Raw genomic sequence first — 16,734 nt, 5'->3', positions numbered from 1 at the left:
GGCCGACGGCGGGGGGATCTCGCCGAATACTTCCCCAAGTTCGGCCCGGCCGGCCTCGGCGGGCACCCGCGAGTACCACGGCGCCAGCCACCGGCGTTGCTCCGCGAGCACGGTCTGCACTGTCACCATCTCCTCCAGGTCGTCGATGTCGGCGAATGCCGCGATCGAGCAGTGCCGGCGGATCGCCCGCGGTTCCGAATCCCCGAGCACGGTCACGGTGCCGTGGCTGGGCTTGAGCCGTCCGGCCAGCGTCAACAGCAAAGTTGTCTGCCCGGGTCCTCCGGGCATTTGAATCGCGTGGAAGCCCGGCGTAAGCGCGAGATCGATGTCCGAGAAAAGCGGCCCGTGCTCGCCGTCCACCCCCAGCCCGCTGGCGATGATCAGCGTCGGCTCAGGCTCGGTGTCCGTCGGCGGGGCGGCAGCATCCTGCCCGTCCTGTGCGTCCATAGGGTTGCTCTTTTCAGATGGTGGGCGTGTAGATCCATTCGATCAAAAAGCGCGGCGGTGAGATGAACACGAGTTTAAAACCGTTGCCAGTGCCGACCAGGTAAACCCCAGGAACAGATCAGTCTCCATCTAGCGCAGCCCACATCCTATTGGGTCCGGCAAGTTTGCCGAATCACCCCAAAGGCAATAACGTCACGTCGCCGCAATGGAACATCCCCTCAGTGGCCCACGTCGTCGGGATCAACGGCCAACGCTAGGCGGCGGTCCGGCCGATTGAATCAGGGATTTTCCTACACTTTGAGCACGGCCGGCTGGCCGCTGACGTCAAGCCGTTCCGCGACATGATGGGCACATGACCACCGAGATCCGCGTTCTCGACGCTGAGGACGACCTCATCGCCGCGGCTAACCTGTTTCGCACCGCCATGGTGGGATTCCCACCGGTGCCGAACCTGGCGCCCGGCCAGATCGCCACGTTGCTCGAAGCCGGCCGTACCGTCGGGGCATTCGCCGACGGACAACTCGTCGGCACCGCCGACGCCGTGACCAGTGGCCTGACCCTGCCCGGCGGCGCGGTAGTGGGCCACGCCGCCGTCACACACATTGGGGTGCTGCCGTCGTTTACCCGAAAGGGGATCGCCACCGAGCTGATACACCACCAGCTGCGCGACATCGCCGCACGGGGCGAGGTGGTCGCGACGTTACGGGCTTCGGAGGCAACGATCTACGAGCGGTACGGCTACGGGGTAGCGAGCTCGTCACAAACCGTGGAGGTTCAGAAAGCACGCGCGGCGCTACGCCCGGACGTCGGGACCGGTGGCCCGGTGCGATTGATCGACCCGGCGAAAGCATGGGATGTCCTGCCCCGAATCTATGCCGAGAATCGATCGGCTCGGCCGGGGACCATTGACCGCCCCGCGGTCTGGTGGAAGGGCCTGCGGCTGCGTAGCGAATCCGCTTCGGGGGCTTCGTATATCGCGGTGCACGGCAAGCCGGGATCCGAAACGGGTTTCGCCCGTTACCGTCCTATCGACACCCAGACGTGGTTCGTCAGCGATCAGCGCACGATCGTTGTCGAGGATTTCTTCGCCCCCACGATGGCGGCTTATCTTGGGCTGCTGCGTTTTCTGCTTGAGCTAGATCTTATTGACCGCGTGATGTTCTGGATGTTGCCGGTCGACGATCCGCTGCCCTGGCTACTTACCGATCGACGGGCCGCGCGGGTCACCGCCGTGCACGACGAAACATGGCTCCGCATCATCGATGTCCCAAAGGCCCTGACAGCAAGGGAATACCAGGGCGACGGCGCGATCACCATCGCGGTCAATGACCCGCTGCTGCCAGACAATTCAGTCAGCCTATCCATCACGGGCGACGGTGCCGTACAGACCGAGCGGCGTCCCGAGCTTCAGGTCGACGTTGAGGCACTCTCCGCCGTTCTGCTGGGCGGCGCAGCCTGGCGCAGCCTCGCTGCCGCCGGTTTGGTCCGCGCCGACGATCCCGCGGTGCTCGACGTGGCAGACCAATTGTTTGCGGTACGGGACGCACCGTACGCCGGGTTCTACTTCTAACGGTGTTGCGGTTCAGACTAAATGGTTCACACCAAATAGTAATAGTGCTTGGCATCGCCGTTGTTGGCGATTGCAGCCGCGGCAATCGGTGCGTGCGACTCGTCGAAACCGCGTAGGGCATGGGCGTAGCGGACAGCCTTCAGCGTTGCCGAGAATTCCTCGTCCTCTTCGGGGAAGACGCGCTCGGACGGGAACCATTCGTTGAAGCCGACGTTCTTCAGCAGGGTCCACAGGTCGGGTTGCACACCCGCGAGGAGGACGGTCACACCGCGGTCGGTTTCCTCCCGCACGAACTTCTCGATTCGCTCAATGACAACAGCGTCGGGATGGCGCACCCGCTTGAGCCGCAGCACGAGGAACTTGATTTCGTCTTGCCTGATCCGTTCGCCCAACGATTCCAGATATTGCTCGAGTTCGGGTGCGGCACCGAAGAAGAGCTCGCCTTCGAAATCAAAGATGATGATCGACGGATCGGCGGGATCGCCGGGCACCCTCTCTCGGACCACCCGTTCGGGGGCCACCACCAACTCCCGCGCCTTGAGCTTCGCCGCGCGCGGCACGAACAGCAGGATTGACAGTGCAACTCCGAGCAACACCGCGGTATCCAAGTCGATCAGCACTCCGGTGAGCGCGGTGATGATGACCAGCCCCGCGTCGTAACGGGAGGCCCGCACTGCGTAGCTGAGCCGCTTGACGTCGATCAGTCGTGCGGCGGTGATCAACAGTAGTCCGGCTAGCGCGGCACGCGGCATGTAGTGGAACAGCGGCGCGAACAGCAGTACCGCCACCGCCACAGTTATCGAGGCGACGACACCGGAAAACCGGGTCACCGCGCCGGCCTGAAAATTGATCGGCGAGCGCGTCACCGAACCCGAGCCCGGCACCGCCTGGAAGAAGCCGCCGGTAAGGTTCGCCAGGCCCTCCGCGATGATCTGCCGGTTGTAGTCAATCTTCTGCCCACTCTGATAGGCGATGGCTTTGGCGATCGACAGCGCCTCGAGCAGTCCGATGAACGCGATGGCCAAAGCGCCTGGCGCCAGCTGGCCTATTTCGCCGATTTGCACGGACGGGATGTGTGGCAGCGGCAGACCTTGCGGGATCTTGGCGGTCAGGATCACCGCGGTGTTACCGGTGTGGTCTTCGGTCGACCAACTGGCGAAGTAAGCGATCAGGGCAGCAATGATCAGCACCGCCAGCAGGTCCAGCTGTGGCAGCCCGAAGCGTTTGACCAACCGGCGCAGGACGATGGCCAGCACCACCGTCGCGGTGCTGATGATCAGCGCGCGGTAGTTGAACGCGTCACCGTGGAACAGCGTGAGGTAGGTACGTTTCAGCACCGACTGCCGCCCGTTGCCCTGGTCCTTCACCCCCAACGCATTACCGAGCTGACCCACGGCGATCAGAATCGCTGCGGCCAAGAGGAATCCGAGGATGACCGATTCGGAAATGTACCGGGTTAGGTCGCCGAGCTTGAACACGGCAATCAGAATCTGGAACGTGCCGACGAGAACGCCGAGCAAGAAGAGCGCCTCGAACAGCACGGTGCGATTCTCTGGGTCCAGGAACGCCAACGAGCTGAACACGAGAAGCGATATCGCACTCGTCGGCCCGTTGATCAGATGTGAGGACGAGCCGAAAACCGAAGCGACGAAGGTCACCACGATCGCCGAGTACACGCCGAATTTCGGGTCGACGCCGGCGACCAGCGCGTAAGTGATGCCCTGGGGCAGCGACACTGCCGCGACGGTGAGCCCGGCGATCAGGTCGCGGCGCGCTTTCTCTCCGTCGTAGTTCAGGCTTTTCAGATTGTCGACGATGCTCATGGCGTCTTTGTCCTTCGCCGCGGGTGTGCAGACGCGACTCTGACCGGAGCCGACGAGACCACGTCGTAGATGCCGTTGCTGCCGAAGAACTTCTCCTGCGCGTCGTACCAGCTTTTCGCGATCGCGGTGATGGGGAACAGATTTATCGGAGGCAGCCGATCCGCATGCTTAGCCAAGATCTCCGGCTTCAGCGGACGGTAGCCGTACTGAGCCGCGGTCTCCTGCGCGGCGTCGGTGTAGAGGTATTCAAGGTAGGACTTGGCGTAGGACGCGATGCGCTTGTCTTTGAGGTTCGCATCGACCCAGGCGACAGCAGGCTCGGCGAGGATACTGACTGGCGGATAAACGATTTCGAATTCGTCCTTGTTCTCCGCGACTTCCCGTAGGGCTTCGTTCTCCCAGGTCAAGTGCACGTCGCCGATCTTTTCCACCGAGTAGGAAATGGCGGCGCCGCGCGCTCCGGTGTCGGCGACCTTGACGTGGCTCAGCAGTGCTCTGACGTAGTCAGCAGCCTGTTGGTCGCTGCCACCGCGCGTCGTGACCGAACCCCAGGCTGCGAGAACACTCAACTTTCCGTTGCCCGAGGTGCGCGGATTGGGTGACACGATCTCGACGTCGTCTTTGATGAGATCGGGCCAGTCGTGGATCCCTAATGGATTGTCCTTATGGACGACGAACACAATCGTTGACGTGTAAGGGACAGAATGGTTCGGCAGACGTTTTTGCCAGTCGGGTGCGATGAGTCCGCGCTTGCGCAGCGCGTCAACGTCACTCGGCAATGCCAGCGAGACGACGTCGGCCTTCTCATGGCCATTGATGACTTCGGCTGCCTGTCGTCCCGAACCACCGTGCGACTGCTTGACTTCTAGCGTGACGCCAGTCTGCTGCCGGTATTGGTCGACAAAGGTCTTGTCGAGCGCGGCATACAGTTCGCGGGTCGGATCGTAGGAGACGTTGAGAATCTGGTTCGGCGAATTGTCGTGGTGCAGGTTGTGCACCGTGATCAGGGTCGCCGCGACGACAATGGCGACGACGCCGAGGATATTGAGCCTGGGAACGGAAAAACGAAGTCCGCGGGGCCACGTTGATGGCCGCGTGGGCTCTGTCATTGCGCTCCATTTCCTCGAACCGGAATCGCCGAAGTTGCCGATTACCCGGGTTTTGGGAGCTTAACGACCGAACCGCGGCAAGACAGCCGTGCGAATCAGCCTGATTGCAATGGCCTAGATCTTGACCGGCACGTACCCCGTCAATCCGCCGTCGATAACGAATTCCGAGCCGGTTGCGTAGGACGACTCGTCGCTGACGAGGAACACCACGAACGTGGAGATCTCGGCCGGAGACGCACCTCGGCGCATCGGGATCGGCGCCATGAACTCCTCGGTGACACCCTGGCTCAACGGCGTGTGCACCAAGCCCGGATGGATCGAGTTGACCCGAATGTTGTAGCGCGCCAACTCCACTGCGGCGGATTTGGTGACGCCACGCAATCCGAACTTGGCGGCGACGTAGGCGTGCAGATGTGCGCTGCCGGCCAGCCCCTCAACCGATGACACGTTGACGATGGAACCGCCGCCGGCGGTGATCATCGGCTCGACGGCCGCGCGCATGCCCAGATAGGCGCCGGTGAGGTTGACATCCAACACCTGCTGCCAGTCGGACAGCGATGAACCCCGCAACGGGCCCACCTTGACGATTCCCGCGTTGTTCACCAGCGCATCCAGACGACCGAAGCTCTGCAACGAGGCGGCGACGGCATCGTCCCATTGGGCCGGATCGGTCACGTCCAAATGGGCGAAAATGGCTGCGTCACCCAGCTTTTCAGCGACGTCGCGACCCGCTTCGTCGAGGATGTCCCCGATCACCACTCGCGCGCCCTCAGCAATTAGCGCCTCGGCATGAGCCTCGCCCATCCCCCGCGCCCCGCCGGTGACCAGCACCACCTTGCCCTCAACACGTGCCATGATCGGTTACCGTACCCCGGCGGCGGCGCGTAGCTTGGCACCATGACCAGCGCCGCCGGGGTACAGGCCTGGATCGACAAGTGCGCCCTGACCGAACTCGTCGCGAAACTATCCGCGGCCGTCGACCGGGCCGACAAGGACGCCATCATCGACTGCTACACCACGGACTCCTACGACGACCACGGCGTCTTCAAGGGGTCTGGTCCGGAGTTCGCCGAGATGATCTGCGCGCCCGCCGGTCGGGCGGGGCAGCTGACCATGCACCACCTGCTGGGTCAGTCCGTGTTCGATGTCGACGGTGACGAGGCCTGGGGCGAAACATTTTTCGTCATGCACGCCCTGATCGATGACCACATCACCGTCGGATATGGCCGCTATATCGACTACTTCCAGCGAACAGACAATGCATGGAAGCTCGCCTACCGCAGGGTGGTGCCCGATGCCACCATTCCCGCAGACGATGACGCCCTTTACTGGCGACCGAGCCGCGACCGCACCGATCCGCGATACGACCGCCTGACCGCGCCGCCAGATCAATGAGGCTTAGCGGCTAGGCTTGCCTTTCGTGCTGATCAGTTTGATTGCCAACCTGTCCAACAAGTCGCCTCTCGACAGCTGTATCCGTGAGCTGACCCAAGCCCGCGACGACGGGTTCGCGCGGGTCTGGATGACGCAGATGCCCTACGACGTCGATCTCCTCACCGTGCTGGCCGCCGCGATGCACGAGGTGAGCGACATCAAGGTCGGCAGCGGCGTCGTGCCGATCCAGAACCAGCACCCGATGCTGATGGCGCAGCGGGCGTTGACGCTCAACCAGATCGCCGGCGGGCGGTTCACCCTCGGTGTCGGAGTCACCCACCGCGCCGTGACCGAGGGAATGTGGGGAATCTCCTGGGACCGGTCGGTACGACGCTTGAGCGAGTACCTCGATGGGCTGCTTCCGCTGCTGGCCGGGGAACAGGTCAATGCGACCGGCGAGATGTTGACAACCAGGGGCGCGCTCCAGATTTCCGGCGCGCCCACGCCCGAGGTGTACGTCGCGGCACTGGGTCCGCAGATGCTTAAGCTCGCCGGCCGGCGCACCGCCGGAACCCTCACCTGGATGACCGGACCGAAGACGCTCAAGGAGCACATCGGACCCACGATGCGCAGCGCGGCCGCCGAGGCCGGACGCCCCGATGGCGCCGTCAGCGTCGCCGCATCCCTGCCCATCGCCGTCACCGACGACGTGGCCACGGTACGTGCACGGGCGGCCGAGGAGTTCGCGATGTACGGCCACTTACCCTCCTATCGCGCGATGTTGGATCGCGAAGGTTATGCGGGACCGGAAGACGCCGCGCTGATCGGTGACGAGGCCACCGTGCGCGACCGCCTCGACGAGGTGCGCGCCGCGGGCGTCGACGAGTACGTCGCGATTCCGTTCGACCCGTCACCCGAAGACCGAGACAGGACGCGGGCGTTCCTGCGGCAACTGATCGGCTCTTGACCGCGGCCATTCAGCCGTAGCGTGGTTACCTCCCGAATGCGTTGACGCCCATCACGAGCGCCGCGGTGCCGCCATAGAGATATCCGACCTCGACCGCCTCGGTGACCTCGGCTTCCGAGGCGCCGGCGGCGCGAGCGCTGTCGGCCAGCGTCTTCACGCCGTCCGGGTGCGCGGCGATCGCGTCGGTGACCATGCCGATGAGCAGCTTGTACTTGGCCGGAATGGCGCCGTCCTTCAGGATGCGCTCACGCATCGCCGCGTACGAGTCGGCGAATTGCGGGTCTCGCTGCTGAATCGCTCCGAGCCATGGCGGTGGCGCAGGATCGTCGCAGCACCCGTCTGCCTGAATCGGCGGTGCGGTCTGGATGAGCAAGCAGGCGCCGATGATCAGGGCGATGCCCCAGCGTGATGTCTTGGTCATAGGGAAACCGTACGTCTGAGGTGCGCTTTCGATAATGCGCCTAGTTATATCGATAACCGGCCATACGGCGGAGCGCCGCAATTACCGACTACTCAGCACCGCGTCGGCGTTCGAAGACTCGGCCTGCCGCCTCGGCTTCGGCCACGGTGAGGGCACCGGCCGTTGCCGCACGATCTGTGGCCACCAGAACCACTTGCCCAGCAGCGCGGCAATCGAGGGCGTCATCAGCGACCGGACGACCAGGGTGTCGAAAAGCAGCCCGAGGCCGATCGTGGTGCCGACCTGGCCGATGACCGTGAGCTGACTGACCGCCATCGTCATCATCGTGAAGGCGAACACCAACCCGGCCGAGGTGACGACCGAACCGGTGCCGCCCATCGACCGGATGATGCCGGTATTCAAGCCGGCGTGGATCTCCTCTTTGAATCGCGACACCAACAGCAGGTTGTAGTCGGCGCCGACCGCCAGCAGGATGATGACCGACATCGCCAGCACCATCCAGTGCAGTTCGATGCCGATCAGGTGCTGCCAGATCAGTACCGAAAGCCCGAACGACGCACCCAGCGAGAGCACCACCGTGCCCACGATCACCGCCGACGCCACCACACTTCGTGTGATGATCAGCATGATGATGAAAATCAGGCAAAGCGAGGCGATTCCGGCGATCAACAGGTCATAGTCGCTGCCGTCGTGCATGTCCTTGAAGGTGGCCGCGGTGCCCCCGAGGTAGATCTTCGAGCCCTCCAGCGGGGTGCCCTTGAGCGCTTCGGTCGCTGCCTTTTTGATCGCGTCGATATGCGAAATCCCTTCCGCTGTCATCGGATCGCCCTGGTGGCTGATGATGAACCGGACAGCGTGGCCGTCGGGGGAAAGGAAATTCTTCATACCGCGCTTGAACTCGGCGTTGTTGAACGTCTCCGGAGGGAGGTAGAACGAGTCGTCGTTCTTGGACGCGTCAAATGCCTTGCCCATCGCGCTCGAGTTTTTTTGCGCCTCCGTCTGCTGGTCCTGCAGACCTTTCTGGGTCGAGTACATCGTCAGCATCGTCGTCTTCATGTTTTTCATATTCGCGATCATGCTGGGCATCAACGCGGTCAGCTGGGGCATCACCGTGTCGAGGTGATCCATGATCGGCAGCAGGCTCTGGATGTCGTCGGTCATCGTGTCGATGCCGTCGAGGCCATCGAAAACGGACCGCAGAGACCAGCACACCGGGATATCGAAGCAGTGCTTCTCCCAGTAGAAGTAGCTGCGAATAGGCCGGAAGAAGTCTTCGAAATCGGCCATATGATCACGTAATTCGGCGACATCGATGGTCATCTCGTGCATCTTTTTGACCATGGCGTGCATATCGTTCGTCATCTGCTGGGTCAGACTTTCCATCTTCACCATGCTGTCGATCGTGGTCTGCATCTCGTCGGCCTGCTTGAGCATGTCAGCCATCTGATCTTGTTGGTATTTCTGGTTCATCTGCTGGCTGACGGCTTGCATGCTGATCTGAAACGGGATCGAAGTGTGCTCGATCGGTGTGCCCTGCGGCCGCGTGATCGCTTGCACGCGACCGATTCCGGGCACCCGGAAGATCGCCTTGGCGATTTTGTCGATGACCAGGAAATCCGCGGAATTGCGGAGGTCATGGTCACTTTCGATCATCAACAGCTCGGGATTCATCCGCGCCTGGGAGAAGTGCCGATCCGCGGCCGCGTAGCCGGCGTTCGCCGGCAGATCGGCGGGCAAGTATCTGCGGTCGTTGTAGTTGGTCCGGTAACCGGGCAGGGCGAGCAGGCCGACAAGCGCCACCCCGATCGTCATGATCAGGATCGGACCGGGCCATCGGACGACGACCGCACCGATCTTGCGCCAGCCGCGGATGCGCTGCGTCCGCTGGGGCTCGAGTGTCCGCCGGAAGCGCGTTGCCACCGAGATCACCGCGGGGCCGAGCGTCAATGCCGCCGCGACGACGACCACCATGCCGATGGCCAATGGGATACCCAGCGTCTGGAAGTAGGGCAGGTTGGTGAAGTGCAGGCAGAACGTCGCGCCGGCGATTGTCATGCCCGACCCGAGCACAACGTGAGCGGTGCCGCCAAACATGTTGTAGTACGCGTCTTCTCGGGACTCGCCTGTGCCGCGGGCTTCCTGATAGCGGCCTATCAGAAAGATCGCATAGTCGGTGGCGGCCGCGATCGCCAACGTGACCAACAGGTTCGTCGCGAACGTGGAAAGCCCGATGATCTTGTAGTAGCCGAGGAAGGCGACCATTCCGCGGGCAGCAGCGAGCTCGAGAACGACCATCACCAATGTGAGCAGCATCGTGATGATCGACCGGTAGACCAGTAGCAGCATTGAAATGATGACTAGGAACGTGACGGTTTCGATCACTTGCAGGCTGCGGTCACCGGCGATGTGTTGATCGGCCGACAGTGCGGCAGGTCCGGTCACGTAGGCCTTGACCCCCGTGGGGGCGGGCACGCTTTTGACGATCTGTTGGACGGCCTCGACCGATTCGTTGGCCAGCGCTTCACCCTGGTTACCGGCGAGGTAGACCTGGACGTAGGCGGCCTTGGCGTCGTTACTCTGGGCGCCCGCTCCGGTCAGCGGGTCGCTCCACAGGTCCTGAACGTGTTCAACGTGTTTGGTGTCGGCGTCGAGCTTTTTGACGATCTGGTCGTAGTACGCGTGTGCCTCGTTCCCGAGCGGATTTTGGCCCTCCAGAACGATCATCACCGAGCTGTTCGACTTGTACTCGCCGAATACCTCACCCACGTGCTTGGTCGCGATGACCGATTGCGCGTCGTCGGGGCTCATCGACACCGAGCGCATCTGCCCGACGATGTCGAGCTGCGGGACAACGGTGTTTAGCACCACGATGATCGCGATCCAGCCCAGGATGATGGGTACGGCAAACGTGCGGATGAGACGCGGAATCGCTGGCCGCGCCGCGTGTTTGGCGACGGGGATGGCGTCGGTTCGGGCCTCGTCGAAGCGTGTGCTCATGCTGATTTCACCAAGCAGAAGGTCAGGGCGTGCACGCCGTTGGATATTTTCTCGGCCTTGATCTCGTTATCGATCGTGATACGGCAACCGAGGTAATCACCGTCGCTTTGTGCCGAGAGGTTCGGGAACACCGAGGGGGCGGTCGTACTGAGGACCAACGTCCAGGGCAGCACCGCTGCGTCGATCCGCCGCGGCTCGGCGCTCAAGTCCAAGTAGTTGACGTTGGCGCGCGGCGCCGAGCCGAAGATCTCGTACTTGACGACTTTGGGCTTGAACGGTTTGGAGTCGTCCACCCGTGCGGTAGTCGTGCCGGCGGCGTTCTCGGCGCCGAAGAACGACTTGACCCGGGCCACGGTGAACCCGCCGACCACTAGGACCGCCACGATCAACAGCGGCAACCACGCGTTGCGGACGACCTTCGATACGGGCACCTAGGTAACTCCCTTCTTGGTCGCCGAGCAGGTGCGTGCCACGAGTTGCCTTGCCCTACAACGAGCCTCGATTTACAGGTGCCTTGCCCAGCGGACACGTTGTCAAGTACCGCAGACAGGCCATACTACATAATGTGCATATTTTGCAGAATCTGCAACATTAGATTACGGTGTTTCAGGTCACGTCGTGAAGATGCTGTTGACCAACGCGGCAGCGCGCTCGACGTAGGGCATCGGTGTATCTTCCGCATCCTTGGGCTTGCCGCTGGTCCAGCTCTCGATGCCGGAACGGATGGCCGTCAAGGCCAGCGCGGATATCAATACGGCCATCTCGTTGTCAGGCCGCATTTTCTGGCGGCGGACGACGATGTCGGTCAAGTGGTTTTGAAACCGCTCTAGATCGGCGAGGAACGCCGACAACACCGCCGGAGTCGTCTTGGCAAGTTCGAGCATGGTTTCGGCCTGTTCGCGCGCCGGGGGCATGTCGCGGAGATGATGCGCCGCCAGAGTGATCAACTCTGCCAGGACAACCGAGTAGGAGGCCGGTCCGGCCGCGACGAAATCGGCGACCAGCTCAGGCGGTATGTCAGACGGGCCGTAGGCGATCGCCGATTCTTTGTTCGGGAAGTAGTTGAAGAACGTGCGCGATGAGATGCCGGCTTCGGCGCAGATCGCTTCGATGGTGACCTTGTCGAAGCCGCGTTCGCGCGCCAGGCGTACCGCGGCGTCGCGGATGTCCGCGCTGGTCTGACGCCGACGGCGCTCGCGCAGACCCAGATGAATGCCCACACGCCCATCGTTGCACGTAATGCAAACATTGCAGCCGAATCGCATGCCGATCAGCCCGGGGACGGCGGGCGGCGGGACCTAAGTCGCTGATTGTTCTGTCGGGCTGGCTCGTTCGTACCGACGGCAGACGTCGACGATTGCTTCGTGGTAGGCGATCCCCATCTCGAGCGTGAGCAGCGGGTGGTTGTTGCCCGCGCGAGCGGCCTCCTCGGCATCCGGACGGATGGCCTGCAGGGTCGCGGCGCGTCCTTCGCTGCGCGACCGGACCTGCGCGAGCAGTTGGGAGGCGGCGGCCGGGTCGAGTGCGTCAGCGAAAAACAGCTTCACCATGCCGATGTCTCGTAACTCGAACGGCATCGCCGCGGAGCTAGTGAGCCAATCGCGGAGTGCTCGCGTGCCCTCGCGAGTGCGCTCGTACACCCGACGCGGTCGGTTGCCCTGAGGCTCGTCGCGGCCGGTCAGCAGACCAGCCTGCTCGAGCTTCGCCAGGCTCGGGTAGACCTGCGCCGGCGAGATCGTCCAGAAGAACCGAATTGAGAGCTCGACGGTTCGCTTGATCTCGTAGCCAGAGCAGGCGCCGAGGCCGGTCATCCCTAGAACGACGTAGTCCGACGGATTCAGCGTTGCGGACGACATATAAGTCACGGTAACATGTCAACCTGACCGGTCCGCACGTCGATGGCCGCACGGAGGTGGAGTGGTCGTGATAGGCACAAAGCTCCCGCTTCGGGTCGCAATGGAAGCTCGCGCCCACGGCGCCGTGATGGAGTCGTTCGCCGAGAATGCGGTCCTCCGCTCCCCATTCACGGACAACTTAGCGTTCGAAGGCCGCGACCAGCTCGACAAGCTCATAACCGTAATCCTCGAGGTGCTACAAGATCTCACCTATACGGACGAGCTGCACGGCGACCGGGCCGCGGTCCTCATCGGACACGCGCGCGTGGACCGCCTGCGGATCCAGTTTTGCGATTACCTGAAGCTGCGCGACGACGGCCTAATCGAGGAGATGACCGTGTTTTTCCGGCCATTGCCCGCGACCACCGCCGCGATGCGCCAAATTGGCGGCGGGCTAGGCCGACGCAGAAGCAAGTTACGCGGCCGCCTGATCAACACGATGACCGCCCCGTTGGCGTTGATGACCCGCGCCGGAGACCGCCTCGGCGTGCGACTGCTGCAGCCCTGACCAGCCCGATGCACGATGGGGTGGCCTAGGCCACGCGCGGTGTTGGACTATCGATCACGGAGTATTCGGCGGCGTCGCCGGAGATTACCCGGCTCTGTTCACCGTGCACGCTGACCGGGATGTCGCCGGCCAGCGTGATCCGATGCATCCTGCGGGGCTGCTTTCCGTAGTCAGAGACGGCGTAGTGCTGGGTCGCGCGGTTGTCCCACATCGCGACGTCGCCGAGTTCCCAGTTCCATCGAATCGTGTTCTCCAGCCAGGTAATACGGTCCTGGAAGATCCGGAACAGGGCCCGTGACTCGCTGCCGGTTACCCCGAGAATGCGCTTGACGAAGTTGCCGAGCAGCAGCGATCGTTCGCCGGTCTCGGGATGCACCCGCACCACCGGATGGTGCGTTTCGAAATGCGCCGAGTGGAATTCGGCGGCGTACTTCAACACCGCGTCGGGGTTGGCCTGCAACGCCGCCAGCTTGGCGGGATCGATTTGGGCATAGTCGAACTCGTTGCTGTGCATCGCCCACAGGCTGTCGGCGAGCCGCTGCAGGGGCTCGGGCAATTGCCCGTAGGCGGCCACCGTCGAGGCCCAGGTGGTGGTACCGCCGTAGGCAGGCAGTTCGACGGCTCGCAGGATGGACGCTTTCGGCACCCGGTCGACAAAGGTGACGTCGGTGTGCCACTGGTTGGCGCCTTGGCCGTCGAAAGACTCCAGTCGCATGACCCGACTTCCTTCGAATTTCAGGGTGGGGTGCGGAGTCGTAGGGACACCCAGGCTCTGCGCGAAGGCGAAGTGCGATTCGTCGTCGAGGTGATCCTGACCGCGGAAGAACACCACCTTGTGCTGCGCGAGCGTCTGATTGATCGCGGCCGCGGTTTCGGCATCGAGCTCGCCGAGTCGCATTCCGTCGACGCGCGCACCGATGTTCTCGCTGAGCTTCACCACACGAAGATCACTGCTCATGTCCGTCCCCTTCGAGTCTTACCGGTGTAGGCGGCTGTCTACACGGCGGTTCGTCCGCTACTGTACACACATGGCTACATCGGAGGCAACGGTTGCGATCACCGCGAAACCACTGGGCAAGGACGAGGTGGTAGCTGCTGTGTTGGAAGCGGCCAGTGAGCTGTTCGCGCAGCGGGGTCCTGCTGCAACGTCGATTCGTGAGGTCGCCGCACGCGCCGGGGTGAACCACGGTCTGCTGCATCGCCATTTCGGAAGTAAACGCCAACTGCTGGCCGCGACTCTGCAGCATCTCGCCGATTCCGGGGCGGCGCTGCGAGATTCGGGGGCGTCACCACAGCAACTAGAGGCTGTGCACGAACTTCAGGCACGCGTCATGGTGCGCTCGATGCTCGACGGATTCCCCGTCGAAGAACTTCAGCAGCGCTTCCCCGGGATGGAGCGGTTCCTGGATGAGGTGCGCTCCGGCCACAGCGATGAGCGCCAGGCACGGCTATTGGCCGCGCACGGGATGGCCCTGCAATTCGGGTGGGGACTGATGGCCCCGACGTTGCGGGTGGCGTTCGGGCTAAACGACCTCAGCGATGCCGACCTTCGGGCGGCGGTAGCCGAGCAAGTCGCGAAAATCATTACCCCGCAATGACTGATCACGGATGGCCCGGGTCACGAAACGAAGTGGCCGAACAGTCCGGTGACGTGCAAGACCCGTTCCAAGATAGGCGGTCGGTGGTCGAGATGAAGTCGGACACCTGCTTGCGCGGTGCGACGGGAGATGAGAAACAGGCCGGACAGGGCCGCCGAGTCGAGAAACGTCAACCTGTCGAAATCGAGATGCAGATTCGCCAGGTCGGCCTGTTGGGCCAGTAATTGCGTTGCGGTGTCGACCAATTCATCGATGGTCAAGTAGTCGAGGTCGCCGGCGACCCGCACGCAGGCCGATCGTGCCGCCGTGGTGACCGTCACCGAAGGAGTCAAGCGGTGTACCTTTCCCGGGTGTGGCCGTCGACCGCGCTGCGGTGTGTGCGGCGCGGGGCGGTGATGGCCACAACGGCAATGTCGTCGTGGACCTCCTGACCGAGCCATTGCGTGGCGAGCATCATGACGCGTTCGACTACCGCCTGGGCCGGCATTCCGGCACACTCGGCCAGCGCGGCCTTCAGGCGCTGCTCGCCGAACATGTACCCGCCCAGCGAGTCGCCCCGTGCCTCGATGACTCCATCGGTGTACAGCACACACGTCTCGCCGGGCGCCAGCGAAGTTTCAAACGACTGCACTGTGATGCTCGGCAAAACGCCGACGAGCGTGCCGCGGGTATCAGCCTGTTCCACCTTTCCGTCGTCACGCACGATCAGCGGTGGCAAGTGGCCGGCGCTGGTCAACCGCAGGCCCACCTCGCCGTCTCGGTGGGCGACGGAGGCCAGCACCAAGGTGGCGAAACGGGCGTGTTTGGTGGAAAGCATTGCGCTGTTGAGCAATTCGAGCACAGACTCGTGGTCTCCGGCCAGTGGCGTCAACGCCTGCAACGTGTTGCGGATCTTGCCGGTCAGCATGGCGGCCTCTAGTCCCTTGCCGGACGCATCACCCAGCACCACCAGCGTCTCGCCTTCGGGAGTCGCCGCGGCGTGTAAGTCATAGAAGTCGCCGCCAACGACCTCGTAATTCTCCGAAGCCCGGTAACCACCGGCGAACTCGACTCCGTTCACCGGGTGTAACTGCGGAGGCAACAGGTCGCGCATCAGCGTGCGGGTGGTCGCGGCCTGCTCCGCATACAGCCGTGCAGCAGACAACGCTGCGCCGGCCCGCGCCGCGAACACTCGCGCAAGTACCTCGTCGTCCACGGTAAAGATCGCGTCGTCGCGATGCCGCAGCAACACCAGCGCTCCCGCCGAAACACCGTGTCCGGGCAGCGAAGTGATCACCACCGACCCCACGGGGCCGGCGAAACTATCGGGGACCAGCCAACCCGGCAGCGTTGCGGGATCAATCCAGCGTGACGGAACCGGCGGGAACCCGCGCAGCGCCTCACTAAGACCTGCGACCGCTGTCGGATCAGCATTGACGCTGCGCTGTTCCACCCGACCGGACGAATCGCTGTAAAAGATCGGCACCCGCCGGCCGCGACTCGCCGGAGCTACGACAACCGCCGCATCCGCGAGGTGTCGGGCTGCCATCTGCACGATGGCTTCTCGGCAGCGGTCGATGTTCAGCGCCGCAGTCAACACCGACGACGCCTCGAGCAGAAAAGCCGCGCGCTCCTGTTCGCGCGCAACCGCGTGCTGGGCCTCTCGTAACACTTGGCCGGAGTCCTCGACCAGCGACCACGCCACGTCGCCGCCTGGAAGCGTCGCCGGGTACGCGTCGAATTTACGTCCGCCCACGGTGCCGGATACGAACGGCAGTTCCCGACCGTCCGGAATCGAAAAGGGTTGCACGAGACGTTGGTGCGCACGCGACAACCACGCGGCGGCCTCTTCCAGGCGACTGCCCGATAGCGCCGCGGGCAACAAGGACTGCGCTGACGCCGTTGACGTCCGGACCACTCCTGCCCGATCAACGATCACTGTGGGGCAGGGAACGTACGTCCATAACGATTCAAGATCGGCCTCGAAACCCACGGGAGACCGCATCTGCATGGCAATTGACCTACGAATCGTCGAATCGACTTAAC

At 63.2% G+C, this 16,734-nt stretch carries 16 protein-coding genes and 1 pseudogene; 5 read left to right on the top strand and 12 right to left on the bottom strand.

Annotated elements, in window-relative coordinates:
• Positions 1-447 (bottom strand): annotated as a pseudogene (locus VKI00_RS09500) (hypothetical protein); the annotation flags it as partial.
• A gap of 352 nt (positions 448-799) precedes the next feature.
• Here VKI00_RS09500 and VKI00_RS09495 point away from each other — a divergent pair.
• The gene (locus VKI00_RS09495) at positions 800-2,017 is read left to right on the top strand and encodes a GNAT family N-acetyltransferase (protein WP_324437010.1); all 1,218 of its coding nucleotides are present in this window, start codon (positions 800-802) and stop codon (positions 2,015-2,017) included.
• Positions 2,018-2,043: 26 nt separating this feature from the next.
• Here VKI00_RS09495 and VKI00_RS09490 read toward each other — a convergent pair whose 3' ends face one another.
• The 3 genes from VKI00_RS09490 to VKI00_RS09480 form a co-directional block, all read right to left on the bottom strand.
• Entirely contained in the window at positions 2,044-3,840 is a 1,797-nt protein-coding gene (locus VKI00_RS09490; RefSeq protein ID WP_324437008.1) for a SulP family inorganic anion transporter, read from the bottom strand.
• On the bottom strand, positions 3,837-4,949 hold the full coding sequence (locus VKI00_RS09485; RefSeq protein ID WP_324437006.1) for a sulfate ABC transporter substrate-binding protein: 1,113 nt from the start codon (positions 4,947-4,949) through the stop codon (positions 3,837-3,839). The genes VKI00_RS09490 and VKI00_RS09485 overlap by 4 nt, the downstream gene beginning before the upstream one ends.
• Before the next feature lie 114 nt (positions 4,950-5,063).
• Positions 5,064-5,804 carry a glucose 1-dehydrogenase gene (locus VKI00_RS09480; protein WP_324437004.1) on the bottom strand — a complete coding sequence of 247 codons (741 nt, stop codon included), beginning with the start codon at positions 5,802-5,804 and terminating at the stop codon, positions 5,064-5,066.
• Between the two features lie 42 nt (positions 5,805-5,846).
• On the opposite strand from VKI00_RS09480, the gene VKI00_RS09475 reads away from it, so the two are divergent.
• Both VKI00_RS09475 and VKI00_RS09470 read left to right on the top strand, forming a co-directional pair.
• Positions 5,847-6,344 carry a nuclear transport factor 2 family protein gene (locus tag VKI00_RS09475; RefSeq protein WP_324437002.1) on the top strand — a complete coding sequence of 166 codons (498 nt, stop codon included), beginning with the start codon at positions 5,847-5,849 and terminating at the stop codon, positions 6,342-6,344.
• A gap of 25 nt (positions 6,345-6,369) precedes the next feature.
• Positions 6,370-7,290 (top strand): TIGR03564 family F420-dependent LLM class oxidoreductase, encoded by a 921-nt coding sequence (locus VKI00_RS09470; RefSeq protein ID WP_324437000.1) that lies wholly within the window; start codon positions 6,370-6,372, stop codon positions 7,288-7,290.
• A gap of 25 nt (positions 7,291-7,315) precedes the next feature.
• On the opposite strand, the gene VKI00_RS09465 is transcribed toward VKI00_RS09470, so the two are convergent.
• The 5 genes from VKI00_RS09465 to VKI00_RS09445 form a co-directional block, all read right to left on the bottom strand.
• Positions 7,316-7,711 carry a carboxymuconolactone decarboxylase family protein gene (locus tag VKI00_RS09465; protein WP_324436998.1) on the bottom strand — a complete coding sequence of 132 codons (396 nt, stop codon included), beginning with the start codon at positions 7,709-7,711 and terminating at the stop codon, positions 7,316-7,318.
• A gap of 81 nt (positions 7,712-7,792) precedes the next feature.
• Positions 7,793-10,708, bottom strand: a complete 2,916-nt coding sequence (locus VKI00_RS09460; RefSeq protein ID WP_324436996.1) for an MMPL family transporter — start codon at positions 10,706-10,708, stop codon at positions 7,793-7,795.
• Positions 10,705-11,139, bottom strand: a complete 435-nt coding sequence (locus VKI00_RS09455) for an MmpS family transport accessory protein (RefSeq protein ID WP_324436994.1) — start codon at positions 11,137-11,139, stop codon at positions 10,705-10,707. Before VKI00_RS09455 ends, VKI00_RS09460 begins: the two co-directional genes overlap by 4 nt.
• 180 nt (positions 11,140-11,319) lie before the next feature.
• On the bottom strand, positions 11,320-11,928 hold the full coding sequence (locus VKI00_RS09450; RefSeq protein WP_324436992.1) for a TetR/AcrR family transcriptional regulator: 609 nt from the start codon (positions 11,926-11,928) through the stop codon (positions 11,320-11,322).
• Between the two features lie 78 nt (positions 11,929-12,006).
• Positions 12,007-12,564 (bottom strand): PadR family transcriptional regulator, encoded by a 558-nt coding sequence (locus VKI00_RS09445; protein WP_324436990.1) that lies wholly within the window; start codon positions 12,562-12,564, stop codon positions 12,007-12,009.
• A gap of 67 nt (positions 12,565-12,631) precedes the next feature.
• Between VKI00_RS09445 and VKI00_RS09440 the strand changes: the two genes are divergently transcribed.
• On the top strand, positions 12,632-13,111 hold the full coding sequence (locus VKI00_RS09440; protein ID WP_324436988.1) for a nuclear transport factor 2 family protein: 480 nt from the start codon (positions 12,632-12,634) through the stop codon (positions 13,109-13,111).
• Positions 13,112-13,136: 25 nt separating this feature from the next.
• Here VKI00_RS09440 and VKI00_RS09435 read toward each other — a convergent pair whose 3' ends face one another.
• Entirely contained in the window at positions 13,137-14,069 is a 933-nt protein-coding gene (locus VKI00_RS09435; protein ID WP_324436986.1) for a TauD/TfdA family dioxygenase, read from the bottom strand.
• 70 nt (positions 14,070-14,139) lie between these two features.
• Between VKI00_RS09435 and VKI00_RS09430 the strand changes: the two genes are divergently transcribed.
• On the top strand, positions 14,140-14,709 hold the full coding sequence (locus VKI00_RS09430) for a helix-turn-helix domain-containing protein (protein WP_324436985.1): 570 nt from the start codon (positions 14,140-14,142) through the stop codon (positions 14,707-14,709).
• A 20-nt stretch (positions 14,710-14,729) separates the two neighbouring features.
• On the opposite strand, the gene VKI00_RS09425 is transcribed toward VKI00_RS09430, so the two are convergent.
• Positions 14,730-15,029 carry an STAS domain-containing protein gene (locus VKI00_RS09425; protein ID WP_324436984.1) on the bottom strand — a complete coding sequence of 100 codons (300 nt, stop codon included), beginning with the start codon at positions 15,027-15,029 and terminating at the stop codon, positions 14,730-14,732.
• A gap of 8 nt (positions 15,030-15,037) precedes the next feature.
• Positions 15,038-16,699, bottom strand: a complete 1,662-nt coding sequence (locus tag VKI00_RS09420) for a PP2C family protein-serine/threonine phosphatase (protein ID WP_324436982.1) — start codon at positions 16,697-16,699, stop codon at positions 15,038-15,040.
• Between the last annotated feature and the right edge of the window lie 35 nt (positions 16,700-16,734).

Origin of the sequence: Mycobacterium sp. (assembly GCF_035314665.1) — a bacterium.
In the GTDB taxonomy this organism is placed as follows: Bacteria; Actinomycetota; Actinomycetes; order Mycobacteriales; family Mycobacteriaceae; genus Mycobacterium.
This window is presented reverse-complemented; position numbering and strand designations above follow the sequence as displayed.